The 24,122-nt window shown below is 75.6% G+C and carries 25 protein-coding genes; 9 read left to right on the top strand and 16 right to left on the bottom strand.

All coding sequences use genetic code 11. The features are described from left to right. Nucleotides 1-51 precede the first annotated feature (51 nt). From HKK73_RS16960 to HKK73_RS16915, 10 genes are all read right to left on the bottom strand, one after another. Nucleotides 52-1,368: an NAD(P)/FAD-dependent oxidoreductase gene (locus HKK73_RS16960; RefSeq protein ID WP_228485103.1), complete on the bottom strand. Its 1,317-nt coding sequence runs from the start codon at nt 1,366-1,368 to the stop codon at nt 52-54. Between the two features lie 260 nt (nt 1,369-1,628). After that, complete coding sequence (locus tag HKK73_RS16955) at nt 1,629-3,476, bottom strand: AMP-binding protein (protein ID WP_171468452.1); 1,848 nt, start codon at nt 3,474-3,476, stop codon at nt 1,629-1,631. Continuing rightward, nucleotides 3,473-4,579, bottom strand: coding sequence for a hypothetical protein (locus HKK73_RS16950; RefSeq protein ID WP_171468451.1), 1,107 nt, complete (start codon nt 4,577-4,579; stop codon nt 3,473-3,475). The genes HKK73_RS16955 and HKK73_RS16950 overlap by 4 nt, the downstream gene beginning before the upstream one ends. After that, the gene (locus tag HKK73_RS16945; RefSeq protein ID WP_232322690.1) at nt 4,537-5,139 is read right to left on the bottom strand and encodes an ABC transporter ATP-binding protein; all 603 of its coding nucleotides are present in this window, start codon (nt 5,137-5,139) and stop codon (nt 4,537-4,539) included. Before HKK73_RS16945 ends, HKK73_RS16950 begins: the two co-directional genes overlap by 43 nt. Beyond that, a complete protein-coding gene (locus HKK73_RS16940; RefSeq protein WP_157446584.1) occupies nt 5,136-6,167 on the bottom strand; it encodes a peptidoglycan-binding protein in 1,032 nt (343 codons plus the stop codon). Before HKK73_RS16940 ends, HKK73_RS16945 begins: the two co-directional genes overlap by 4 nt. Beyond that, nucleotides 6,160-6,786 (bottom strand): hypothetical protein, encoded by a 627-nt coding sequence (locus HKK73_RS16935; RefSeq protein ID WP_043655937.1) that lies wholly within the window; start codon nt 6,784-6,786, stop codon nt 6,160-6,162. Before HKK73_RS16935 ends, HKK73_RS16940 begins: the two co-directional genes overlap by 8 nt. Nucleotides 6,787-6,880: 94 nt before the next feature. Continuing rightward, on the bottom strand, nt 6,881-7,177 hold the full coding sequence (locus HKK73_RS16930) for a lactococcin 972 family bacteriocin (RefSeq protein WP_085387211.1): 297 nt from the start codon (nt 7,175-7,177) through the stop codon (nt 6,881-6,883). A gap of 173 nt (nt 7,178-7,350) precedes the next feature. After that, entirely contained in the window at nt 7,351-8,241 is an 891-nt protein-coding gene (locus HKK73_RS16925; protein ID WP_171468450.1) for an aminoglycoside phosphotransferase family protein, read from the bottom strand. 36 nt (nt 8,242-8,277) lie between these two features. Continuing rightward, on the bottom strand, nt 8,278-8,565 hold the full coding sequence (locus HKK73_RS16920; RefSeq protein WP_009863765.1) for a hypothetical protein: 288 nt from the start codon (nt 8,563-8,565) through the stop codon (nt 8,278-8,280). A gap of 3 nt (nt 8,566-8,568) precedes the next feature. Continuing rightward, complete coding sequence (locus HKK73_RS16915; protein ID WP_144722112.1) at nt 8,569-9,201, bottom strand: bifunctional 2-polyprenyl-6-hydroxyphenol methylase/3-demethylubiquinol 3-O-methyltransferase UbiG; 633 nt, start codon at nt 9,199-9,201, stop codon at nt 8,569-8,571. A gap of 37 nt (nt 9,202-9,238) precedes the next feature. Between HKK73_RS16915 and HKK73_RS16910 the strand changes: the two genes are divergently transcribed. Together HKK73_RS16910 and HKK73_RS16905 are read left to right on the top strand one after the other, a co-directional pair. Continuing rightward, nucleotides 9,239-10,762 carry an FGGY family carbohydrate kinase gene (locus tag HKK73_RS16910; protein WP_171468449.1) on the top strand — a complete coding sequence of 508 codons (1,524 nt, stop codon included), beginning with the start codon at nt 9,239-9,241 and terminating at the stop codon, nt 10,760-10,762. A 33-nt stretch (nt 10,763-10,795) separates the two neighbouring features. Next, nucleotides 10,796-11,536, top strand: a complete 741-nt coding sequence (locus tag HKK73_RS16905) for an MOSC domain-containing protein (protein WP_081600313.1) — start codon at nt 10,796-10,798, stop codon at nt 11,534-11,536. A 3-nt stretch (nt 11,537-11,539) separates the two neighbouring features. Here HKK73_RS16905 and HKK73_RS16900 read toward each other — a convergent pair whose 3' ends face one another. Both HKK73_RS16900 and HKK73_RS16895 read right to left on the bottom strand, forming a co-directional pair. Further along, nucleotides 11,540-12,097 carry a PH domain-containing protein gene (locus HKK73_RS16900; RefSeq protein WP_043659328.1) on the bottom strand — a complete coding sequence of 186 codons (558 nt, stop codon included), beginning with the start codon at nt 12,095-12,097 and terminating at the stop codon, nt 11,540-11,542. A gap of 22 nt (nt 12,098-12,119) precedes the next feature. Beyond that, the gene (locus tag HKK73_RS16895; protein WP_144722108.1) at nt 12,120-12,767 is read right to left on the bottom strand and encodes a histidine phosphatase family protein; all 648 of its coding nucleotides are present in this window, start codon (nt 12,765-12,767) and stop codon (nt 12,120-12,122) included. Between the two features lie 499 nt (nt 12,768-13,266). On the opposite strand from HKK73_RS16895, the gene HKK73_RS16890 reads away from it, so the two are divergent. From HKK73_RS16890 to HKK73_RS16880, 3 genes are all read left to right on the top strand, one after another. Then, nucleotides 13,267-13,893 carry a DinB family protein gene (locus HKK73_RS16890; protein WP_137280833.1) on the top strand — a complete coding sequence of 209 codons (627 nt, stop codon included), beginning with the start codon at nt 13,267-13,269 and terminating at the stop codon, nt 13,891-13,893. Nucleotides 13,894-13,941: 48 nt separating this feature from the next. Next, nucleotides 13,942-14,640 (top strand): DsbA family protein, encoded by a 699-nt coding sequence (locus tag HKK73_RS16885; protein WP_171468448.1) that lies wholly within the window; start codon nt 13,942-13,944, stop codon nt 14,638-14,640. Nucleotides 14,641-14,800: 160 nt separating this feature from the next. After that, nucleotides 14,801-14,980: a hypothetical protein gene (locus HKK73_RS16880; RefSeq protein ID WP_021483013.1), complete on the top strand. Its 180-nt coding sequence runs from the start codon at nt 14,801-14,803 to the stop codon at nt 14,978-14,980. Nucleotides 14,981-15,058: 78 nt separating this feature from the next. Here the strand turns inward: HKK73_RS16880 and HKK73_RS16875 are convergent, their stop codons facing one another. Further along, nucleotides 15,059-16,069: a DNA-3-methyladenine glycosylase gene (locus HKK73_RS16875; protein WP_253705686.1), complete on the bottom strand. Its 1,011-nt coding sequence runs from the start codon at nt 16,067-16,069 to the stop codon at nt 15,059-15,061. A 170-nt stretch (nt 16,070-16,239) separates the two neighbouring features. Next, nucleotides 16,240-16,827 (bottom strand): ribonuclease H, encoded by a 588-nt coding sequence (locus HKK73_RS16870; protein WP_085387217.1) that lies wholly within the window; start codon nt 16,825-16,827, stop codon nt 16,240-16,242. Between the two features lie 287 nt (nt 16,828-17,114). On the opposite strand from HKK73_RS16870, the gene HKK73_RS16865 reads away from it, so the two are divergent. Then, nucleotides 17,115-17,861, top strand: coding sequence for a DedA family protein (locus HKK73_RS16865; RefSeq protein ID WP_171468447.1), 747 nt, complete (start codon nt 17,115-17,117; stop codon nt 17,859-17,861). A gap of 155 nt (nt 17,862-18,016) precedes the next feature. Here HKK73_RS16865 and HKK73_RS16860 read toward each other — a convergent pair whose 3' ends face one another. Then, entirely contained in the window at nt 18,017-18,397 is a 381-nt protein-coding gene (locus tag HKK73_RS16860) for an FKBP-type peptidyl-prolyl cis-trans isomerase (RefSeq protein WP_043659735.1), read from the bottom strand. A gap of 168 nt (nt 18,398-18,565) precedes the next feature. Here HKK73_RS16860 and HKK73_RS16855 point away from each other — a divergent pair, with 168 nt between their 5' ends. The 3 genes from HKK73_RS16855 (at nt 18,566) to HKK73_RS19385 (ending at nt 22,634) form a co-directional block, all read left to right on the top strand. After that, nucleotides 18,566-19,732 (top strand): VIT1/CCC1 family protein, encoded by a 1,167-nt coding sequence (locus tag HKK73_RS16855; protein WP_085387219.1) that lies wholly within the window; start codon nt 18,566-18,568, stop codon nt 19,730-19,732. 106 nt (nt 19,733-19,838) lie between these two features. Next, nucleotides 19,839-21,005, top strand: a complete 1,167-nt coding sequence (locus tag HKK73_RS16850) for a hypothetical protein (protein ID WP_171468446.1) — start codon at nt 19,839-19,841, stop codon at nt 21,003-21,005. Between the two features lie 87 nt (nt 21,006-21,092). Beyond that, the gene (locus HKK73_RS19385) at nt 21,093-22,634 is read left to right on the top strand and encodes a hypothetical protein (RefSeq protein ID WP_171468445.1); all 1,542 of its coding nucleotides are present in this window, start codon (nt 21,093-21,095) and stop codon (nt 22,632-22,634) included. A gap of 64 nt (nt 22,635-22,698) precedes the next feature. Here the strand turns inward: HKK73_RS19385 and HKK73_RS16840 are convergent, their stop codons facing one another. Further along, entirely contained in the window at nt 22,699-24,081 is a 1,383-nt protein-coding gene (locus HKK73_RS16840; protein ID WP_034655363.1) for a GntP family permease, read from the bottom strand. Nucleotides 24,082-24,122 lie beyond the last annotated feature (41 nt).

Raw genomic sequence — 24,122 nt, 5'->3', positions numbered from 1 at the left:
AGGGTACGCGACGGGTGCCCGGTTGGCCCGCGCGCGGGCTGCCGTCGGGCGTCAGGGGCGCCCGGTGCCGGTGCGCTTCGGCGGCCGGACGGTCGGCACGTCGCCGACGATCGGGATGGGCCGACGGTGGAACGGGAAGCCGTAGCGCGTGACCAGGCCGGCGAGCGTCGTGAGGCGGTTGCGCGGCCCGATGAGCCCCATGATGTGGACGAACAGCCACGCGAGCCACGCGACGCCGCGCGTGAGCCGCAGCCTCCCGACGACCTCGGCGATGGCCGCGCGCCGGCCGATGACCGCCATGGTGCCCTTGTCGAAGTACCGCAGGGACGTCGTCGGGCGCCCGGCGAGGAGCGCCTCGATGTTCCGCGCGACCTGCTCGCCCGACTGGATCGCGGGCTGCGCGAGCTGCGGCAGCCCGGCGGGCGAGATCGCGATGTCACCCGCCGCGAACACGCCCGGCAGGCCCTCGACCTGGAGGTCGTCGCCGACGACGACGCGCCCGCCCTCGCCGCGCGGCAGGCCCCAGTCGTCGACCTCCTCGTGGGGGTGGACCCCCGCCGACCACACCGTGAGGTCGGAGCGGATGCGCGTGCCGTCGGTGAGGACGACGGCGTCGGGCAGCACCTCCGCGACCCCGGCACCCAGGTGCAGGCCGACGCCGCGACGGCGCAGCTCCTCCGCCGCGTACCGGCGCAGCTTCGGGTGGAACGACTTGAGCACCTCGCCGCCGCGCTGGACGATCTTCACCTCGAACGCGTCGCCGTGGATCTCCGGGTAGGCGGGCCGCAGCCCCGCGGTGCGGAGCTCCGCGAGCGCCCCCGCGACCTCGACGCCCGTCGCGCCGCCGCCGACGACGACGACCCGCAGCCCCTCGTCCTTGCCGGGGTTCGCCGCGGCCTTCTCGAGGCGGATGAAGAGCGTGTCCCGGATCTTCATGGCCTGGGACCGCGAGTACATGGGGAACGAGTTCTCCTTGGCGCCCGGGGTGCCGAAGAAGTTGGCCGTGACGCCGTTCGCGACGACGAGGTAGTCGTAGTCGACCCACTCGTCGTTGAGGAGGCGGATGCGGCGCGCCTCGTGGTCGATGCCGACGAGGTGCTCGTGCACGACCCGCACGTTCTTCTGCTTGAGCCGCAGCCCGCGCAGGAAGTAGGTGACGTCGCCGGGGTTCAGGCCGCCCGTCGCGACCTGGTAGAGCAGCGGCTGGAACGTGTTGTAGACGCGGCGGTCCACGAGCGTCACGCGCACGGGCGCCTTGGCGAGCCCCTTGACGACGGCGAGCCCGGCGAACCCGGCGCCGACCACCACGACGTGCGGCAGGGGGGCGGCGGCTGCCGGTGCGGGGGCAGCGGTGACGGGCTCGGGCACGTGGCCTCCTCGGGGCGACGGGGTGGGAGAGCGCCGGTGCCCGCCCGACTGCGTCGCGGACGTCGCCGACGACGTGTGCCAGGTTACGGCGAACCCCGCCCCCACGCCGAACAGGCGCCCGGCCCCCGAGGGAGAGCCCCGGTCCCGCGAGGTAGACCCCTGGTCGCGCGAGGTAGAGGCGTGGTCGTGACCACGCCTCTACCTCGGCGGACCGGGGCTCTACCTCGGCGCGTTCGGAGTGGGGTGGGTGCGGTCCGCGGTCAGGAGCGGTGGTGCTCGACGTCGTCGCGGCCCAGGAGGTCCTCGCGGACGACGCGGCGCAGCACCTTGCCGATCTGCGAGCGCGGCAGCTCCGGCACGACGGCGAACGTGCGGGGCAGGGCATAGCGCGCGAGGCGCTTCTCGCCCCACTCGCGCACGGCGGCGAGGTCGACGCGCGGGGGTGAGGCGGCGTCGTCCGCGTCGTCGAGCACGACGACGGCGGCGACGTGCTCGTCGGAGCCGGAGCCCGGCACGCCCACGACGGCGACGTCCCGCACGCCGGGCATCCCGCGCAGGTGCTCCTCGACCTGCGACGGGTACACCTTGAACCCGCCGGTGACGATCATCTCCTTGATGCGGTCGACGAGCGTGACGAGGCCCGCGTCGGGGCCGTCGAGGGCCACGCGCACGACGTCGCCCGTGCGGAGCCACCCGTCGTCGAGCAGCTGGTGGGCGGTCTCCTCGGGACGGTTCCAGTAGCCGCGGAACACCTGCGGGCCGCGCACGAGCAGCTCGCCGCGCACGGTGCGCACGCCGTCGTCGGACGGCCCGGACGGCTCGGCGTCGCGCAGGTCGCCGGCGTCGAGCGCGTCGGCGTCGACGACGCGGATCTCGGTGCTGGGGAACGGGAGCCCGAGGGTGCCGGGGCGGCGGTCGTCGGAGCACGGGTTGCCGAGCGAGATCGGCGACGTCTCGGTCATGCCGTAGCCCTCGATGAGCAGGCCGCCCGTCGCGTCCTCCCAGCGCTGCGCCGTCTCCGCGGTGATGGGCATCGCGCCGGCGAAGGCCAGGCGGATCGAGGTGAGGTCGGAGCCCGCGCCCGGGGCGTCGGCCGCGGCGGTGACGATGCGGTCGAACATGGGCGCGACGCCGGGCAGGAACGTCGCGGGCCGCCGCGCCTGGGCGGCGACGAACGCCTGCGGGTCGAACTTGGGGAACGCGACGAGGGTCGCGCCGACGCGCGCGGGCAGGGTAAGGCAGAACGTCAGGCCGAACGCGTGGAAGAACGGCAGCACGCCGTAGACCGTCTCGGCACCCTCCTCGAACGAGGCCCACGCCTGGCCCTGGACGACGTTGGCGACGAGGTTGCGGTGCGTGAGGACCGCGCCCTTCGGGGTGCCGGTCGTGCCGCCGGTGTACTGCAGCAGGGCGACGTCGTCGGCGGCGGGGTGGGGCAGCGCCGGGGGGAGGGCCCGCGCCCGCCGGACGAGGTCGTGCCAGTCGGGCACGCCGGCGGGGAGCGGCGTGCGCAGCGCGTCGCGCTGCGCCCGGGCCCGGGCGACGGGCAGACGCAGGGCGAGGCGGCTGCCGCGCGGCAGGTCGCGCGCGATGTCGAGCCCGACGACGCGGCGCAGCCCGGGCACGTGGGTGCGGGCCTCGAGCACGGCCGGGACCGTCTTGGTCCACACGACCGCGACGCTCGCGCCGGAGTCGGCGAGCTGGTGGGCGAGCTCGTCGGCCGTGTACGTCGGGTTGTGCTCGACCACGACGGCGCCCAGCCGCTCGACCGCGTAGAACGCGACGACGTGCGACGTCGCGTTGGGCAGCACGAGCGCGACGCGGTCGCCGTGCCGGACGCCGAGGTCGTGCAGGGCGCTCGCGGCGCGCTCCACCTGCGCGACGAGCTGCGCGTACGTGGTGGTCGCGCCGAAGAAGTCGACCGCGACGCGGTCCGGCCAGCGCTCGGCCGCGCGGTAGAGGGCGGCCGTGACCGGCTCGTCGGGGACCTCGACGTCCGTCGGGACGCCGGGTGCGTAACGGTCGGTCCACGGCCTCGTCGCCAGAGTGTTCACTACGCCACCGTAACCTACGGTTGCGTAGGTTGTGTGCGGCAGCGGTGTTGTCATCGGTCCTTCGCGTAGGCGAACAGGTCTTTCTCGTGCGTCGTCGCCAGGGCGACGGCGACGCCTGTCGCGCTACCTGCCAGCACGGACAGGACCACGCGCGCACCGAGGACCGTGCCGACCAGCAGGTCACCGTCCCGGCCGAACCACGTGAGCGAGAACGCCGTCCCGACCGCTACCGCCGGAGCGGCCCACAGAGCCGACTCCAGCAGCACGATCGTCCACAGGTCACGTCGTCGCATCCCGTCGTGAAGGGCCGTGGCGAGCTCCACTCGGCGAGCGCGCACGGCGACGAAGGCGACGACGACGGCGACCAGCCCGACGAGGAGCCCGCCGAACCGGGTGGCGCGCTCGTGGAACAGCCCAAAGCCGTCGAGCCCCGAACCCAGCGTGGAGTTGAGCTGCTGCACCTGGGGGACGTCGTCGACGCCACCACCCGGCCGGAGCACGGTGAAGAGCAGCGGGTTCAGGTCCGTGGTCATCGGCCACGCCTCGACCCAGCACTCGTCGAACGGTGCGCGGTACCCGGTGACGCTCACCGCCAGATAGCCGTACCCGTCCCGCCGGCCGTCGCGGGGGTAGGTGTAGGTGCCCGCGAGGCGAGACGACCCGGTCGTCGCGGAGAGCCGGTCGCCGAGCCCGAGGCCGAGCGTCGCGGCGGCGTCGTCGGTCAGGATCAGACCCGGCCCCCCGTCGGTCGTGGCACCGACGACGGCAGGGAACCCCGGGCTCGCGTCCGCGGCAGGCATGGGGGCGCCGGTAAGGGCGACGGCGGCGACGGACTCGTCCGGTCGGACGGTGAGCGCACCCGCCGTGTGCACTCCGGGCAGATCGCGCAACGACTCGCACCGCGCGGCGTCGACCCGGCCCGGTGCCGAGATCGTGAGAATCGACGCACCAGCGGCGCGGAACTCCGTGGCCTGCCTCTCGGCCGCGGCCACGGTCGAGATCTCAGCTCCCAGCGTGGTGAGGACCAGGACCATCAGCACCAGTGCCAGCGTGCCGCAGCGTGCCGTACCTGTGGAAGCGTTGCGCCACGCCTCGCGGAGGACCGAGCGCAGTCTCATGCGGCGGCGTGCAGCGTCAGGTCGACGTGATTCGAGCACGCGTCACGGGTCGCGGCGTCGTGCGTCGCGACGACGATGATCGTCCCGGGTGAGCGCAGCGCATCGAGCGACTCGTTGACGGTGCGGGCGGTCGGCAGGTCGAGCTGGGCGGTCGGCTCGTCCACGAGGAGGAGTCCTGGTTCCGATGCGATCGCTCGCGCCAGCATCAGGCGCTGCGCCTCCCCACCCGAGAGGCGTCGGAACTGCTGCTGCGCGACACCACCGAGCCCGAACCTGCCGAGGAGGTCAGCGGCTCGCCGATCCGCCTCCCGGGGGTGCAGCCCCCGCACGAGCAGCGGGAGCGCGACGTGGTCGTGTGCTGAGCGCCGCGGCGTCCCGTGCGGGTTCTGGAACACCCACCCGGTGCGCCCGACGCCCTCTCGCGCGACAACGCCCTCGCTGGGCGCCTCCCACCCGGCGAGCAGGCCGAGGAGGGTGCTCTTGCCCGACCCCGACGGGCCGGTCAGCGCGTAGGCGTGTCCCGGCCGCAGGTCGAGGTCGAGCCCGCGGAATAGCCACGGTCGCCCGGGGAAGCGGTGCCCGAGGCCGGAGACGGTCACGCGCACGGGGTGTCCTGTCGGGGCGACGTCTCGACGACGGTCGGCGGGATGCCGTCGAACAGCACGAACGTCTGGCCGAGCTCGGATCCCACGACCCGCACCGCGTGCGGGACGGCGCCTGTGGTCACGCAGCTGGTCCCGTCCGGTGCGGTGATCACCGCTGACGGTGGGACGACCGACACGTCCACCGGTTCTGACAACCGCAGTTGGCCGACCGGGGCCTCGTCGCCCGTACCTCCTTGCTGGAGCGAGGGCGCAGCGTCGAGCCGTGCGAGCAGCGATGGGTCGGTGACGGGGGCCTGCGGCTCGACCGCGACGTCGATCCCGTCCACGCGGAGCGTGCGCGCGCCGGCGACGAGGTCGGACGGCGCACCGTCGCGCAGCGTGACTTCGGCCAGCGTGCCGGGCGTGACGGCGAGCTCTGCTCCGGCTTCGAGTCGGCTCCCTATCGTGGCCGAGCACTCCGAGAGGGTGACCGACGGTCCGGGGATCCACAGGATGCGGGATCGCGGGACGGAGGTGAGTGCCGAGGGGGCACCGAGGTCGTCGAGGAGCGTGTTGACCGCCCGGAGCGTCTTCCTGCCGAGCGTCCCGGTGATCTCCACGGGGTGCCCCAGGCGCGTCAGCTCCTCCTGCAGCGCCCGCACGTCGTTGCCCTCGGCGCCGACCGGAAGGTCCCGCCAGAGGGGGAGCGTCGTCGCGAGCGCGACGATCGGCGCGTCGTCGAGCCAGAGCGGCGCGGTCCCGGACTCGATGGCCGAGCCGGGACGGCAGTCGAAGCGTGTGACGAGACCGCTACCGGGCGATACCAGCCCTGAATCCTCGCCGCGGGCGACGGCGAGCCGCACGGAGCGGACGTCGTCGAACGTGGCTGCCTGGACGGTGAAGGTGGTGAGGGGAGCGGGCGGTCGCAGGGCCGAAGGGACGGCCGGGGAGGCCCACGCGGCACCGAGGGCGATCCCGACGGCGACGAGAGTCAGCCCCCCGAGCACCCACAGTCCGGCCTTCGCAGGGCTGCGCTCAGCCACCGGCCAGGCCCAGGGGGTCGTCCGAGCACGTCATCAGGGCGTCCCGGAGCTCGGTCGTGAGAGCAGCGAGGTCGGAGAAGCGGCCCTCCGTGTCCGTGACATAGTCGTCTGCGGAGTAGGCGGCAGGGACGACCCCCTTGCCGACGAGGCACTCCGCCATGATGGTCGGGACGTCGAGGTTGGCCGGGTTCGACGCCATGATGTCGTGCAGCGCCCCGACCGTGTCTGCCCCCGACTCGCGCTCGCACACCTTCACCACCTCGTAGGGATCGCCTCCGTCCGGCAGGTGTGAGGCCTCATACGAGCCGTCGGGCTCGAAGCCCGAGAACGTCACGCCCTCGCCGTCGAGGCACGTACGGAACTTCTCCTCCATCTCGGCGTACTCGGCGTCGGTGATCTCCTCGTCGGCGATCGCCTGGCGGGCGAACTCGGACTCAGCGTCGGCGTAGAACGCGGCGAACTCGGCGGCGTAGGGCCCGTCGAACAGGGGAACCTCCGCCCCCGCACCCTCGGCCGCGCTCGACCCCGCGGACTGCGAGGTGCCGCACGCGACGAGGAGGGGCGAGAACGCGGCGAGTGCTGCCGCGGCGAAGAGCCGCGGCGCCTTGCATCGAGACATGATTCTCCGGTGGCTGGGCGTTCGTCGGGATCGAGCGGACCCGCGCTCCGCCGGTCGTCGCGTCAGCGTGACGACCGGCAGCGCGCGAGCTGTTCTACTTGACGTCGTAGTACGCCTTGTTCCCGAACAAGCGGACCGCGTCCCACTGTCTCGCCCACAGTCCCGCGGCAACCCAGCCGCTGCTCCGGAGGCCGTTGTCCCCGTACGTCGAGGCCTTGTGGACCCTGGAGCCGTGGTGGTAGAGCGACCAGACGTCCTTGGCGTCGGCGCCGTGGTCCCACGTGCCGCCCACGGACGGGTAGCTGATCGCCGCGCTGGCAGGGCCAGCGGCTCCGAGCGCGACACCAGCGACGAGCGTGGCGGTGATGACCGCCGTCATGATCTTTCGCACGAGATTCCCCCTTGAAGCGATAACCGTCCGAGGAAGTATCGTGCGGATGGCAGGAGTGGTGAGATATGTCCGTTATATGGACGAGCCGAGGTGGTCACCACGGGAGGTCGCCATCTTGCCGAGCGTGCGGCGCGGCTCGCTCCGACCGAAGCCCTGTCACCTCCGGTGACGCGTCAGCCCGCCAGGACGCGGTCGAGCGCCGCGCGCCCCACGGGACCCCAGTGGGCCTTGCCGCCGGGCAGCCCACGGTCGCCGTTCTGCCCCATGAGCAGGAGGAAGAGGGCCTTCAGCGCGGCCAGACCGCGGGCACGCCGGACCGCCGCGTCGTCGGCCGGCGCGTAGGCGTCGAAGAACCGCGCCGCGGTGCCAGCGGGCAGCAGCACCCAGGCGGCGGCGAGGTCCCAGGCCGGGTCGCCCGCGAACAGGTCGCCGAAGTCGACGACGCCCGCGAGCGTCCCGTCCGCGACGACGACGTTTGCGGGGTGAAGGTCCCCGTGCACCCACACGGGCGGACCCTCCCACGCGGGGGCAGCGACGGCGTCGGCCCAGACGGACCGGACGGCGGCGGAGTCCGCGGGGGAGACGGCGCGCAGGAAGCCCTCGAAGCCGTCCGTGACGTCGCGGGGGTGAGCGCCCCGGTCCGTGGACGACGGCGCGTCGGCGGGTGCTGCGACGTGCAGCGCCCGGAGGAAGCCCGCCAGCGCGTCGGCGGCGTGCTCGCCCCGGGTGATCGTCCCGTGGTCCAGCGGCTCGCCGGGGACCCAGGTCATGACCGTCCAGTGCCGCGGGAGACGCGCCGACGGCTCGCCGTGCCGCACCGGCGTCGGCACGGGGAGCGGCAGGCGCGGCGCGAGCACGGGCAGCCACCGCCGTTCCTTGCGCTGGAGCTCCGGCGTCGGGTCCATGCGCTGCACCCGCACGGCCAGGTCGTCGCCGAGCCGCCACATCTGGTTCCCCCAGCCGCCCGCGACCTCGCGGAGCGACAGCCCGGCGAGGTCGCGGTGCTGCTCCGCGAGGGCCTCGCGGACGAGGTCGGCGGTGATCGCGGTCTCGGGGGCGCTCATGCGCGCCCACGGTACCGACGCGCCGTCGGCCGCTGCTCAGGCGGGGTGCCAGCGCGCTCCCCAGCGGCGGGTCAGGCGTCCGCCCGACGTCGCCGCGTGGGCCCGCACGCCCGCCTCCACGGCGTCCGCGACGCCGTGCGCGGACGCGTCCGTGTCGGCGAGGAAGCGCACGGTGACGCGCGCCTCGCCGCGGACGACGCCGACGTCGTACGCCTCGACGGTCGTGAGGGCGCGCGCCGCGGCGGCGGCCGCGGGCAGCACGGCCTCGGGGTCGGCGCCCGGGTGCAGGAGTCCGACGGCGAGGGTCACGCGGTAGGACGGCACGGCTCAGGCCACGCCCGGCCGGGGCGCCGCGTCGCTGAGCACGGCGACGAGGAAGTCGGCGTCCGGGGTCCAGGGGCGCAGGTCCCACGTGGCGAGCGCGAGGTCGAGGTGCAGGCCGGCCTCCGTGGCGTCGGCGAGGAACTGCTCGGGCGGGTACCCGCGACCGGTGCCGAAGCCCACGACGGCGCGACCGCCGGGCGCGAGGTGGGCGCGGAAGCGGCGCAGCACCGCCACCTCGGTGCCCGGCGCGAGGAACGTCACGACGTTGCCCGCGCACACGATCAGGTCGAACGGCTCGGTGACGCCCTCTGCGGGCAGGTCGAGCTCCGCGAGGTCGCCCACGCGCCAGTCGGGGCCTGGGTGGTCGGTGCGCGCGGCGTCGATCAGGACGGGGTCCACGTCGACGCCCACGACGGCGTGCCCGCGCGCGAACAGCTCGGCGCCCACGCGCCCCGGCCCGCAGCCCGCGTCGAGGACCCGGGAGCCGCGCGGCAGCATGGCGTCGACCAGGCGGGCCTCGCCCGCGAGGTCGGCGCCCCGGGCGGCCATGGCCCGGAAGCGTTCGACGTACCAGGTGGAGTGCGAGGGGTCGGCGGCGGTCTTCTGCTCCCAGCGCGAGGGACGGGTGGCGCTCATGCCGCCGACGCTACCCGGGCGTGGGAGAGTCGGTCTCGTGACCTTGGTCCCCACCACCCTCGGCACCACCCTCGGCATCGACCTCGGGACGAGCGGGCTCAAGCTCGTCCTCCTCGGCCGGGACGGGTCGGTCGTCGCGGAGGCCGAGGCGGCGTACGACGTCGGGCACCCGCGCCCCGGCCGCTCCGAGTCGGCCCCGGCGACCTGGACGACGGCGCTCGGCGTCGCCCTCGACGACCTCGCCGCCCGCGCGGCCGGGCTCGGCGAGGTCGCGGTGCGCGCGGTCGGCGTCGCGGGCCAGATGCACGCCGCGGTGCTCGTGGACGCGGCGGGGGACGCCGTCGTGCCGGCCGTCCTGTGGACGGACGCGCGCGCTGCCGACCGGCTCGACCGCTGGCGCGCGCTGCCCGACGCCGTGCGAGCCCCGCTCGCCAACCCCCTCGTGCCCGGGATGACCGGGCCCGTGCTCGACTGGTTCGCCGCGCACGACCCCGCGACGCTCGACCGCGCGGCGCACGTGCTGCTGCCCAAGGACGTCGTTCGCGCGTGGCTCGTCGACGACCCCGTCCTCCCCGTCGCCACGACCGACCGGTCCGACGCCGCGGGCACGCTCCTGTGGGACGTGCCCCGCGACGCCTGGGCGGCCGACGTCGTCGCGCACCTCGACCTGCCGGCCCGGCTCCTGCCGGGCGTGGCGCCGTCGGACGCCGTGGCCGGGACGACCGCCCGGCTCGCGCGGTGGTTCCCGGCGAGCGGGAGCGCGGTGCCCGTCGTGGTGGGCGGCGGGGACACCCCGGCCGCGCGGCTCGCCGTCGGGGCGCCCGGGCTGCACGTCAACCTCGGCACGGGGGCGCAGGTCATGGCCGCGCTCGACCGGCCCGAGCCCGTGCTCGACCCCCTCGTGCACACCTTCGCGGACACCGGCGCCGGCCCCGCCGCGCGGTGGTACCGCCTCGCGGCGGTGCAGAACGCGGGTCTCGCGCTCGGCTGGGCGCTGCGGGTCCTCGGGCTGGGGTGGTCCGACGGCCTCGCGCTCGCGCGGACCGTGCCCGACGGCGCGGGCGGCGTGACGTTCCTGCCGTTCCTCACCGGGGAGCGCGGCGGGGTCGCCGGTCCCGGCGCACGCGGGGCGTGGACCGGGCTGCGCGAGGACACGGGGCGGCCCGAGCTCGTGCGCGCCGCCGTCGAGGGCATGGTGTTCGCGGTCGCGGCGGCGGTCGACCTGCTCGACCCGGCGCCCGCGGCCTCGGCCGTGGCGCCCGTCGCGGGACCGCCCGTGAGCCGTCCGGAGGGCGAGCCGGGTGCGGTGGTCGTGACGGGCGGCGGGTCGCGCGACCCGCTCGTGCGCCGGCTCCTCGCCGACGCGCTCGGCCGGCCCGTCCACCGCGTCGGGCTCCGCAGCGCGACCGCGGTCGGCGCGGCGCTGCTCGCCGCGCGCGGCACGGGCGACCCGGTCGAGCCGGTCGTCGCCACGGACGAGCCGGAGCTCCCGGGCCCGGGCCGGGCGGACGTCGTCGGGCACCTCGCGCGCTGGCGGGAGGCCGCCGCGGCCCTCGCGTGACGCACCCGGGGCCGACCCTGCGAGAATCGAGGGATGTCCACCGCAGCCGCCGTGACCACCGGGACCGCACCCGTCACGGACCTCGCCTCCAGCGCCCCCACGGGCGAGATCCTCGCGGTGTGCCGCGTGCACGCCCTCCTGCCGGACGCGGGGCCCGTCGGCGTCACGGCGATCGACAAGCGTCCCGTCACGGGACCGGTGAAGGTGCGCCGGCTCGGGCTCTACGCGGACCTGCAGGCCGACCGCGCGAACCACGGCGGCGAGGAGCAGGCGGTGTACGCGTACGGGCAGGACGACGCGGACTGGTGGGCCGGCGAGCTCGGTCGCGACGTCCCGCCGGGCCTGTTCGGCGAGAACCTGCGCGTGGAGGGCATCCCGGTCACGGAGGCCGTCGTCGGCGAGCGGTGGGCCGTGGGCACCGCGCTCCTCGAGGTCACCCAGCCGCGCACGCCCTGCTCGACGTTCGCGCGCCGCCTCGGCGAGGACCGGTGGGTCAAGCGCTTCACGGTCGCGAACCGCACCGGCGCGTACCTGCGCGTCGTGCAGCACGGCGAGCTGCGCGCGGGCGACGCGGTGACGGTCTGCTACCGGCCCGAGCACGGGGTGACGCTCGCCGACTGGTTCGGCGCCTGGAACGGTCGCGGCGCGGACCCCGAGCGCGCGGCCGGGCTCGCGCGCCGCCTCCTCGCCGCCCACCTCGAGGGCGACGTCACGCTCACGGACGAGCTGCGCGCCCGCGCCGAGATCGCGGCCGGACGCCGGATCGAGGACTGAGCGTCAGCGCTCCGCGCGGGGGATGCGCGGGCCGCGACGGCCGCGGGGCGGCTCGTTCGGCGGCCACTCGCCGTCGTCGGAGCCGTCGTCGGCGGTGAAGAGCAGGTCGTGCAGGCGCACCTGGACGTTCTCGACGTCCGGCACGTCGTGGAGGTTCAGCCCGGGCTTGTCGGTCGCGTCCGAGATGACGAGGGTGCCGCAGCCGAAGATCCGGTCGATCGGGCCCTTCTCGTAGTTGACGTCGTTGATCCGGTAGAGCGGGATGTCGCGGCCGGTGCGCGTGATGATCCCCGAGCGCATGGCGATGCGCTTGTTCGTCACCGTGTACTCCGTGGTGCGCCAGCGCAGCCACGGCACGAACACCCAGACCACCGCCGCGACCAGCGCGAGACCCGCCACGACCCACCGGACGACGTCGTTCGGCACGAGCAGGACCGTGACCACGACGGCGGCGACCAGCACGAGCAGCAGCACGAACGGCCAGAACAGCGCCTTGGCGTGCTCCTTGAGCTCCATGACGACGTGCTCGCCCTCGGTGAGGTGCTTCTCGCTCAGTCCCATGGGCAGCATCGTGCCACCCGCACTACCCCTGCGCGGCCAGGTTCCAGCCCTCGACCGTGCGCAGCCCGTGCCCGTAGCCAAGGAGGCAGATCGCCGCGGTGCCGAGCTCGAACCGCGCGCCCAGGGCCGGGTCGAGCCCGAGCCAAACCGTCGCGAGGACGCGGAGCAGGTGGCCGTGCGCGAACAGCACCACGTCGTCGCCGTCCTGGAGCGTCGGCTCGACGCGCCCGAGCACCCGGGCGGCCCGCGCCGCCACCTGGTCGAGCTCCTCGCCGTGGTGCCCGTCCGGCGCCGCGAGGACGTTCACGCCGTCGCGGAAGAGCAGCCACTCGCGCCCGAGCTGCTCGCCGACCGCGACCGAGGTGCGCCCCTCGACGGGCCCGTAGTCCCACTCGGCGAGGTCGTCGTCGGTCGTGGCGGCGGGGAAGCCCGCGAGGTCGGCGGTCCGGCGCGCCCGCTCCCGGGGGCTCGTGAGCACGACGGCGGGGCGCCGCCCACGGCGGTCGGCCCACCCCTGGAGCCACACGCCGGCCGCGACGGCCTGCTGCTCGCCGGCGACGGTGAGCGGGACGTCCGAGCGGCCCGTGTGGCGCCCGCTCGCGCTCCACTCCGTCTCGCCGTGGCGGACGAGGACGAGCTGCGGGTCGGGGGAGGGGGCGGTCGGGGTCACGGGGCGGCCTTCCTGCGCGGGGTTCCTCAGCAGGATCACCCCGGCGCGCGGACGGCGCGCGGCGACGGCCCTGCCGGGTGGTGCCGGGACCTCGGTCGACGGGCGCGGCCGGGGTCAGCCGGGGATGCCGTCGAGGCCGTTGACGGCGAGGAAGACGACGAGAGCGCCGAGCAGGACGACGGCGAACCCGGTCGCGACGAGCAGGACGGTACGGGGGCGGACGCGCACGAGGACTCCGGGCCTGGGGGACGGGCGGGCCTCCCCATTCTCGCGCAGCGCCGCGGCGGTGCGGTCCGTGGGTGCTGCGTGCCGGGGTGCGCCGGGGTGCGGCCGGCCGGGGTGGGCCAGGGTGCGGCCGTCGGGGTGCGGCCCGCGTTGACACGCCCCGCGAGGCCAGGCAGGGTGGCCGGACGCGTGGTCGGAAAGACCGCGCGGACGAGGACGTCGGCGACCGCGCCGCGGCGGGACGCCGACGTGCCGGTCCGGGGGAGGAACCGCGATGGTGCACGAGACGGCGGACGGGCAGACCGCGTACGGCAGCCCGGAGTTCGACTGGTCCATCCTCACGGTGCCGACGGCGCTCGCCGTCGTGCGGGGGCAGCTCGGCTTCTCGTGGCTTGAGCTGAGCGACCGGCTCGCGACGCTGACGCAGGCGGAGCTCGAGTGGGAGCCCGGTCCGGACGCGCTGCGGGTCGTGCGGCGGGGGTCGGAGCGCACGCCGCGCACGCTCGGCGCGGGCGAGTGGGTGATGGAGTGGCCGGAGGGCCCGGACTCGCCGCAGCCGCGCACGGTGGCGTGGCTCGTCGCGCACCTCACCGAGGCGTTCTTCGAGCGCTGGGAGTGGACGTTCGGGCCGCACGAGCGGCGCCGGGACGCGGTGACCTTCTCGGGGGAGGTCGGGCCCGCCGTCGACGGGCTGCGGCACGAGGTCGACCGGTGGCGCGCGGGCGTCGACGGCCTGCCCGACGACGGGGCGTTCACCGTCGGGCTCAGCCAGGCGACGGAGATCGACGCGCAGGCACCGTTCGCCCACCTCGTCGCGCACATGAACCGCGAGCTCGTGCACCACGGTGCCGAGATCATGGTGCTCCAGGACCTGTACCGCGCGGCGCACGGCACCGACTGACCGCCCGGGGCGGGAATCGCGCGGCCGCCCAGATGGTTGAAGCGTCACATGACCACGAACAGCCCGGCGCCGACGGACGCCGCCGCCCCTACGGTGAAGATCGACATCTGGTCCGACGTCGCGTGCCCCTGGTGCTACGTCGGCAAGCGACGCCTCGAGACGGCGCTCGGCCGCCTCGCGGAGTCCGGTGACGGGCCGCAGGTCGACATCGAGTACCACTCGTTCGAGCTCGCGCCCGACACGCCCGTCGACTTCGACGGCACCGAGGTGGACTTCCTCGCCGGGCACAAGGGCATGCCGCGCGCCCAGGTCGAGCAGATGCTCGGGCAGATGACGCAGCTCGCCGCGGCCGAGGGGCTGCGCTACGACTTCGACGCGCTCCAGCACACCAAGACGCTCACGGCCCACGAGCTGCTGCACCACGCGAAGGCGCACGGCAAGCAGGTCGAGATGAAGGAGCGGCTGCTCAAGGCGTACTTCGAGGAGGGTCGTCACGTCGGCCGGGTCGAGGAGCTCGCGGACCTCGCGGCGGAGGTCGGGCTCGACCGCGCCGAGGTCGTCGCGGCGCTCGAGGACGGGCGCTGGGCCGACGACGTGCAGGCCGACATCCACCAGGCGCGCGCCTACGGGATCAACGGCGTGCCGTTCTTCGTGGTCGACGGGCGGTACGGCGTCTCGGGTGCGCAGGACCCGGCGGTGTTCGTCCAGGTGCTGCAGCAGGCGGTCGCGGAGCGTGACGCGGCCTGAGCCGCGGCGTCCCGACGACATCGGGGTGCGGCGTGAAGCGACGCATCTCACACCCGGTGCGGTGGAACTGCGACTCGGTATCACCCAGACTGGACGCAGCCCGCACCGACGCCGGCCCACACGTGCACCGGCGCCCGTGAATCCCACGAGGAGGCCTCAGATGACGGACACGACCACGAACCTCTACCACTCGATCGCGAACCCGCGCCGCACGACGCTCATGACCGTGAGCGCCGCGGACGCCGCCGCCCCGCACCGTGAGCCCGCGCCGGGCCTCACGCTCGTGGGCGCCGACGACGCCGCGGTGTGCGTCGACGGGTCGTGCGCGCTCCCCGAGTAACCGAGAGTGCCTGAGAGAGCCGCCGGAACGCCTCGTTCCGGCGGCTCTTTCCTGCACCTGGCGAGGGGCGGGGGCCGGTCAGTTGCGGCGGTGGTCCTGGATCGACAGGCGCGGGCCGCGCCGCGGGGCCTGCGCCCGGCCGGAGACCTCGAGGAGCCGCACCACGCGGTAGCGGTGCGGCGCGTACGGCGCGAGCAGCTCGAGCATGCGCTCGTCGTCGACGCGCTCGCCCACGAGCGCCCACCCGACCGCCTTGGCCAGGTGGTAGTCGCCCACGGACACGGCGTCCGGGTCGCCCAGCGCCCGCTGCGCGACCTCGGCCGCCGTCCACACGCCCACGCCGGGCACGGCCTGCAGCCGCGCCTGCGCGGCCGGCGCGCCCTGGACGTCGCGCAGGCGGTCGCACTCCTCGAGGCGCCGGGCGACGCGCGCCGCCGCGACGACCGTCCGCGCGCGGCCAGGGTCGACGTTCGCGCGGTGCCAGTCCCACGTGGGGACGCGCGCCCAGGTGGCCGCGTCGGGCACGACGAGCATCCCGGCGTCGCCCGCGGGCCCCGGGGCGCGCTCGCCGTGCCGACGCAGGAGCCAGCTCCACGAGCGCCACGCCGCGACGGACTGCACGCGCTGCTCGAGGATCGCCGGCACGAGCGCCTCCAGCACGCGCCCCGTGCGCGGGATCCGCAGGCCGGGGCTGCGGCGGTGGGCGTCGCGCAGCACCGCGGGCGGGGCGAAGCCCGTGTCGTCGTCGTCCTCGCCGAGCAGGCGGGGCAGGTCGTCGAGCACCTCCGCGGCGCCCGGCCCCCACGCGTGCCCGACGACGTCGCACGGCCCGGTCTGCACCAGCCGGTAGGCGGCGGGCCCGCTCTCCGCGCGGGTCGTGCGCCACACGTCGCCGGACGGCGTACGGCGGAACGTCGGGTCATACGGACCGCGCGCGAGCCGGTCGAGCGTGAGGTGCAGGTCGAGCGGCCGCCCCGACCGGAAGCGACGCGCGAGCGGCGCGCCGGGCTGCGCCGTCGGCCCGGGCTGCGCGAGGTCGCCGACCGTGCGCTCGGCGGGCGCGCGGCCCGTGCTCGGCAGGACGGTCACCCGTCCATGGTCGCACCCGCCGCCGACGCCCCGACCCCGCCGCCCGACCCCGCCGCCCTCACCGCTCCTCACCGCCCGGCCGTCGAGCACGACGTTGCTGGCGGTATCGGCCCGTTCGCGACAGCAGGGTCGTGCTCGACCCGGAGCAGGGTCGTGCTCGGCGGGAGGGGTCAGTCGAAGAGGGTGTCCATGTCCCACGCCGGCTCGGGCGCGGCCTGCCGGGCCGCGGGTGCACCCCGGTCGGCGGCGGCCGGTGCGGGCACGCGGCCCGGCGACCGGGTCGGGTCGCCGAGCTCGGGCACGAGCGTGCCGTCGAGGTCCCCGCGGCCCGCGGCCCAGTCCTGGGCGGCGAGGCCCGCGAGCTGGTCCGCGCGCTCGTTGAACGGGTCGCCCACGTGGCCGCGCACCCAGCGGAACCGGACGGGCCCCGCGCGCTCGGCGATGACCCGGTCGATCGCCTGGACGAGCTCGAGGTTCTTCACGGGCTGGCCGCCCGCCGTCCGCCACCCCTTGCGCTTCCAGGCGACCACCCACTCGGACGCGCACTTGATCGCGTACTGCGAGTCGGACTCGATGAGCAGCGGCTCTGCGCCCGGGTGGGCGCGCACCGCCTGGAGCAGCGCGGTGAGCTCGGCGACCTGGTTGGTCCCGCTCACGGCGCCGCCGGAGTCGAACGTGCCGTCGTGGTTGATCCACGCCCACCCGATGGCTCCGCCCGGGTTGCTCAGGCACGAGCCGTCGGTGCTGACAGTGATCACAGCGCTCCTCGATCACGGACGATCCCGCCCGCCGGCTGCGGCGCGGGGAGGCGAATGCGTCGGCGCCATTGTCCCCCGCCCGGGAGGGTCGTGGTGCACGTGTCCGACGACGCCCCTCCGGGAGGCGCGCGGCCCACCCCCCCCCGCGGGCCGTTCCGGGGCGTCCCGGGACGACGTACGGGAACCCCGGCGGTCCCGGTCCTTCGTCGTCGCTCGGGGTCGCCTCAGGGGAGAACCGGGGGGATACCCCATGGTGCGGCGGGGCGGCGCCGTCGAGGCTGGGACGCATGGTCGCGTGGGTCGTGGAGCTGTGGGGACAGGTCGAGTCGTGGCTGCTCGCGCTCGTGGACTCGGCGTGGGCGCTCCCCGTGCTCTTCGCGACGACCGCCGGCGACGGGTTCTTCCCGCCGATCCCGGGCGAGACGGTGATCGTCATGCTCGCCGTCGCGGCCCAGTCGGGCGGCGGGGTCGCGTGGGGGATCGTGCTCGCGGTCGCCGCGCTCGGCGCCTGGTGCGGCGACCAGCTCGCCTACGCCCTGGGGCGCGCGCTCGGCACCCGTGCCCTGCCCGCCCTGCGGGGCGCGCGCGGGCGGCGCGCGGTCGAGTGGGCCACGCGGTCCCTCGACCGGCGTGGCGCGTCCGTCGTGCTCGGGGCGCGGTTCGTCCCCGTCGGGCGCACGGCCGTCAACGTGACCGCCGGCGCGGTCGGGTTCTCGCGGCGGCGGTTCATGGCGCTCTCCGCCGTCGCCTCTGCGACGTGGGCGACGTACTCCGTGGTCATCGGGACGCTCGCCGCCGCGTGGGTCGGCGACAGCCCGCTGCTCGCCGTCGTGGTGGGCGTCGTCGGGGGCATCCTGCTGGGCGTCCTCGTCGACACCGTCGTCCGGCTCCGCGCGGCGCGGCGCGAGCGGGCCCTCGCCCCGGTGACCGGACCGGTCCCGATCCCGGCAGCCGTCGCGGCGCTCGCGGTGCCGGGCGGCGCGCCCGAGGAGACGGACCCTGCCCTCGTCCCGTGCCCCGGCGCCGGGAGCTAGGGCCCGCCAGACCCGCCCCGGGACGGCCGACCCGCCCCGCCCCGCCCTGTGACGGTCGACCCGTCCCGTGACGCCCGAGACGCCCCGGACGGGCCGGGACGCACGAGGGCCCCGGCCGACGGCCGGGGCCCCCCGCTCGCTCTTGGACGCGTCGGTCAGGACACGCCGAGCAGGTCGATGACGAAGATCAGCGTCTTGCCGGACAGGCGGTGCCCGCCGCCCGCCGGGCCGTACGCGAGCTCCGGCGGCACGACGAGCTTGCGGCGCCCGCCGACCTTCATGCCCGGGATGCCCTGCTGCCAGCCCGCGATGAGGCTGCGCAGCGGGAAGTTGATCGACTCGCCGCGGTTCCACGACGCGTCGAACTCCTCGCCCGTCTCGTACTCGACGCCGAGGTAGTGCACGTTCACGGTCGCGCCGGGCGTGGCCTCGGGGCCGTCGCCCACGGTGATGTCCTCGACGACGAGCTCGGTGGGCGCGGGACCCTCCGGGGCGTCGACCTCGGGACGGGACAGTCCGTTCTCTCCAGTGGTCATGCTCCGATCCAACCACGGCGGCGGGCGCCCGGTCCGGCGTGCGGAGCCGGACGGCGCTCCGGCGCGGGGTCGAGGTTGGGGTCGTCCGCAACCCCGGTCGGGGGCGCCCCGCACGTCCCGTTCGGCGACGCGCAACACCGCGAGCCCGAAAATCGCCATCATGGAGGCATGCCCACCACACCTGAGCCGCCCTCCGGCGTGCCCGCCGACCCCGCGCGCCCGGGCGCACCCGAGGTGCCGCCGACGGCGGTGCCGCCGACCGCCGTCGGGCACCGGCCCTCCCCGCAGGAGGTGCGGCGGTGGCGCCGCTTCCTGGCCGACGAGCGCGCCGAGGCCGCGGTGTACCGGGACCTCGCGAGCCGCCGGACGGGCGAGGAGCGGGACATCCTGCTGGCGCTCGCGGAGGCGGAGCGCCGTCACGAGCAGCACTGGCTCGACCTGCTCGGCGAGGACACGGGACGGCCGCTGCGCGGCGACTGGCGCACCCGCACGCTCGGGTGGCTCGCGCGGCGCTTCGGCGGCGTGTTCGTGCTCGCGCTCGCCCAGCGGGCCGAGGCGCGCTCGACGTACGCGACCGACGCCGACGCGACGCCCCGGATGGCCGCCGACGAGCGGATCCACGAGGAGGTCGTGCGCGGCCTCGCGACGCGCGGGCGCAACCGCATGTCCGGGACGTTCCGCGCGGCGGTGTTCGGCGCGAACGACGGCCTCGTGTCGAACCTCGCGCTGATCCTCGGCATCGGCGCCTCGGGTGCGTCGAACAGCACGGTGCTGCTCTCGGGCCTCGCGGGCCTGCTCGCGGGGGCCCTCTCGATGGGCGCGGGGGAGTACGTGTCCGTGCGCTCGCAGCGCGAGCTCCTCGACGCGTCGACGCCGAGCCCGCAGGCGTCGGCGGCGCTGCCCGACCTCGACGTGGACGCGAACGAGCTCGCGCTCGTCTACCGGGCGCGCGGCATGGCGCCCGCCGAGGCCGAGGAGCACGCGGCCGACGTCCTCGCGACGTACACGCAGCAGACCGTGATCGCGCCGCCGCCCGGCATCGACGAGCACGAGACGCACGGGACCGCGATGGGGGCGGCGGTCTCGTCGTTCCTCTTCTTCGCGTCGGGTGCGCTCATCCCGGTCGTGCCGTACCTCCTCGGGATGACGGGCTTCCTCGCGGTCGGGGTCGCGGCGCTCCTCGTCGGGATCGCGCTGCTCGCGACGGGCGCGACCGTGGGCCTCCTCTCGGGGACGTCCCCGCTCACGCGGGCCCTGCGCCAGATCGCCATCGGGTTCGGCGCGGCCGCGGCCACGTACGCGCTCGGCCTGGTGTTCGGGGCAACCGTCGGGTGAAATCCGACGCGTCGAGTGGTGAGCGTCACACACCCGTGCCTACCGTGACCTCGGACGGGCTCCACGGCCCGCCCCTTCGCTGCACCGACGACCCACGGGGCACACGATGGACGCGACTCACGACGCGCAGGGCAGGCGCGCACCGGCCGCCCGTCGCTGGCTCGTGCGCGCGCTCGTCGCCGGAGGCGGTCTCGGTGCCGGTCTCGCGTTCGCCGTCGCGACCGCGGGTGGCGCGTCCGCCGCGGACGACCCGCTCGGGCTCGGCAAGGCCCTCTCGCCCGTGACGTCGACGGTGCAGACCGTCGTCGACCCCGTCGTCCAGGACGTGGTGAAGCCCGTCGTGCGCGACGTCGTCGCCCCCGTGGTCCAGCCCGTCGCCCCGGTCGTGGAGCAGGTCGTCGCCCCCGTCGCCCCGGTGGTCGAGGAGGTCGCGCGGCCCGTCGCTCCCGTGGTCGAGCAGGTGGTCGAGCCCGTCGCCCCCGTGGTCGAGCAGGTCGTGGAGCCGGTGGCGCCCGTCGTGCAGCCGGTGACCGACGCCGTCGCGCCCGTGACGACGCCGGTGCTCGACGCCGTCGTGCCGGCCGCGACGCCCGTCGTCGAGGCGGTCGCCCCCGTGGTGAACCCCGTGCTCGAGACGGTCTCGCCCGCGCTCGACCCGGTGACCCCGGTCCTGGAGGCGCTGACGCCGGTCCTCGACGTCCTGGCCCCCGTGACCGACCCGGTGCTCGGCCCGATCACGAGCCCGCTCGCTCCGCTGGACCCGCTGACGCCGCTGCTCCCCGGGACCCCTGGCACGGGCACCCCCGGCGCGGACGACCCGCCGGTCGGCGTCCCGTCGACGCCGGGCACGGTCGACCCGGGCGGCGCCGTGGCCGCGCCGTCGGTGACCGCCGTCCCCTCGCTCCCGCCCGCCGCACCGGCGGCCGCCGAGCCCAGCGCCACCACGACGGGCCGCGACGGCCCCGAGGATGTCGCCGCGAGGGACGCGCGCGCCCGGACGGCGGCGGTCGACGTCGCACCGAACGGCGCGCCGCCGGGCGCGGCGCTGCCCTCCGACGGGCCGGCCGGCCCCGGGGGCGTCCCCTCCGACGGCGGCCCCGGCACCACTCCCTCGCCCTCCGGCAGCGCGCAGCGCGCCGGGGCGGGCGGCGAGCTCGCGGCGGTCGGCAGCGGTGCCGACGCTCCCGCGCTCTCCTCCTGGACCGCCGTCGTGGACGACGCGCGGTCGATGCACCCCTCGACCTTCTTCGAGGTCCCCGTCTCTCCTGCCTGACGTGGCTCGCGTCGCGCCCCGAGCGCGGCAGACGCGACCCGGCGCCGTCGTGCGCCAGCCACTTCTGAGCAGGAAAGAGAAACGACCATGCACACCTTCGTCCGGCGCGCGCTGCGCACAGCGCTCGTCACAGGCGGCCTCGTGGTCGTCGGGGCCGGAGCGGCCCACGCAGCCGAGGGCGACCTCCTCGGCGATCTCGGACTGGACGTGTCGGTCGAGGCTCCGCTGAGCCAGGTGACCGAGGTCCTGCCCGACGTCGCGGTCGACGTGCCCGTGCACGTCCCCGTGACCGTGTCCGACGTCGCGGTGGGCGCCCTGGGCGACGCCGCCGTCACGTCCGCGCCGGAGCCCGCTCCGGCTCCCGCGCCCGCGCCCACGAGGGAGCCCGCCCCGGCGGCTCCCGCGGACGTGGACGTGGACGTACCCGTGACGATCCCGGTGGACGTGTCGGGTGTCGCTGCCGGTGTCCTCGGTGACGCCGCGGTGACCCAGGCACCGGCCGAGCCGGCGCCCGCGCCGGAGCCTGCTCCTGCCACGGGGGCGGACCCGGCGGACGTCGACCTCGACGTGCCGGTGACGGTTCCGGTGAACGTGTCGGGGGTCGCTGCCGGTGTCCTGGGGGACGCCACGGTGGCCCCGGCTCCGGCGGCGCAGCCGTCGGCTCCGGCGACCGGTGGTGGGGCCGAGGGCTCCACCGGCGAGGAGGCGGCCGGGGTGGACGTCGACGTGCCGGTGACCGTCCCGGTGGACGTGTCGGGTGTCGCCGTCGGTGTGGGCGGTGACGCCACGGTCGGCGGCGGGACGGCCGGCGAGGGTTCGGGCGACGGGACCGGCTCGACCGGCACCGACGGCTCGGGCCTGCTCGACGGCGTCCTCGGCAAGGACGGCCTCGTCGACGACCTGCTGGGCGACGGGCTCCTCGGGGGCGGTCTGCTCGGTGAGGGCGACGGCCTGCTGGACGGCGTGCTCGGCGAGGACGGTCTCGTGGACGACCTGCTCGGCGGCTCGTCGGGCGACGGTCTGCTCGACGGCGTGCTGGGCGAGGACGGGCTGCTGGGCGACGGCGGCGTGCTGGACGGCGTGCTCGGTGAGGACGGCGTCCTCGGGGCGCTGCCCGGCCTGGACGTCGACCTGCCGGTGACCGTGCCCGTGACGGTCTGCGGCGTGGGTGTGGGCCTCCTGGGCGACGCCTCGGCGGGGTGCCCGACGGCCGCCGTCGTGCCGACGGACCCGACGGACCCGACCGACCCCACGGACCCGACCGACCCGACGGACCCCACGGACCCGACCGACCCGACGGACCCCACCGACCCCACCGACCCCACGGGCCCGACCGGTCCGGCGGACCCGGGGACGACCGGCGGTTCGGTGACCCGGGTGCTCAACCCGGTGAGCACGGGGACGGGCACCTCGGCCGGTGCCGCGACCGGTGCGGTGACCGCCGCGTCCGGTGCCGTCACGGCGTCGGGCCCGACCGCCCTCGCCACGACGGGCGCGGGCGGTGACCTGGGTCTGCTCGTCATGGCCGGGCTGCTGACGCTGCTCGGTCTGTCGCTCCAGCGCTTCCGCCGGAAGTCCTGGGTCGCGGACCCGGACGCCTACACCCCGGTCTTCACCGACCGGAGCTGACGTCCAGAGACGCCAGGACCGCCCGGGCAGCTGCCCGGGCGGTCCTGGCCGCGCTCGTCGCGCGCTACGCGACGGCGAAGACGAGGGCCGCGATGGCGAAGCCCATGACGCCGATGGCCGTCTCCATCACCGTCCACGTGCGGAGGGTCGTCTTGACGTCCATGTCGAAGAACCGGCCCACGAGCCAGAACCCGGAGTCGTTCACATGACTGAGCACCACCGAGCCCGCTGCGACGGCCACGACGACCGCGGCGAGCTCGATCGCGTTGAACCCGCCGGCCTCCACCGCCGGGGCGATGAGCCCTGCCGCGGTGGTCAGCGCGACGGTCGCGGAACCCTGCGCCACGCGGAGGATCGCCGCGATGAGGAACCCGGCCACGATGACGGGCAGGCCGAGGTCGCCGAGCACGTCGGCGAGCGCGTCGCCGATCCCGGTCGCACGCAGGACGCCACCGAACATGCCGCCCGCGCCGGTGATGAGGATGACCGAGCACACCGGGCCGAGCGCCGAGTCGAGGGTCTTCTCCAGCGCCGTCCCGGAGACGCCGCGGCGGCGGCCCAGGACCCAGGCGGCGACGAGCACGGTGATGAGCAGCGCGACGGGCGTCGCGCCGATGGCGCGCAGCGTCTGCACGGCGGGGTTGTCCCCGTCGACGGCTCCGGCCGCGCGCAGCGCGTCGAGGCCCGTGTTGGCGAAGATGAGCACGAGCGGGAGCAGGAGGATCGCGACGACGGTGCCGAACTTCGGCGGGTTCTCGAGCTGGTCCTCGTCGGCCTCGCCGAGGATCGCGGGGATGGGTAGCTCGATGCGGCGTCCGGCGAAGCGGCCGAACAGGTAGCTCGTGACGTACCACGTCGGGATGGCGACGACGAGGCCGAGCAGGATGACGATGCCGATGTTCGCGCCGAGGAACTCTGTCGCGGCGACGGGGCCGGGGTGCGGCGGCACGTAGATGTGCATGACGGAGAACGCACCCGCGACGGGCAGGCCGTAGAGGAGGAGCGAGCCGCCCAGCCGACGCCCGACGGAGAAGACGATCGGCAGCATGACGACGAGACCGGCGTCGAAGAAGATGGGGAAGCCGAAGATGAGGGAGGCGAGACCGAGCGCGAACGGCGCCCGCTTCTCCCCGAACTTCTCGATGAGGAAGTCGGCCATGACCTTGGCGCCGCCGCTCGTCTCGACGAGCCTGCCGAGCATGGCGCCGAGCCCGACGAGGAGCGCGACGGTCGCGAGCGTCGAGCCGAACCCGGCGGTGAGCACCTCGACGATCGACCCCGTCGGGATGCCGGCGACCACCGCGGTGAGCAGGCTGACGAGGATGAGCGCCACGAAGGCGTGCAGCTTGAGCTTGATGATGAGGAACAGCAGGATCGCGATCGCGCCGGCGGCGATGGCGAGCAGCGGTCCGGCGGTCAGGGTCTGGGTCCAGTCCTCGGGGGGCATGGTGTCTCCGTCGACGGTCGGGTCGGGTGCGTGGTGCGTGG

The organism is Cellulosimicrobium sp. 72-3, assembly GCF_013127315.1.
GTDB lineage: Bacteria > Actinomycetota > Actinomycetes > Actinomycetales > Cellulomonadaceae > Cellulosimicrobium > Cellulosimicrobium funkei.
Note: the sequence above shows the minus strand (reverse complement) of the source record. Positions and strands in the feature narration are given on the sequence as shown.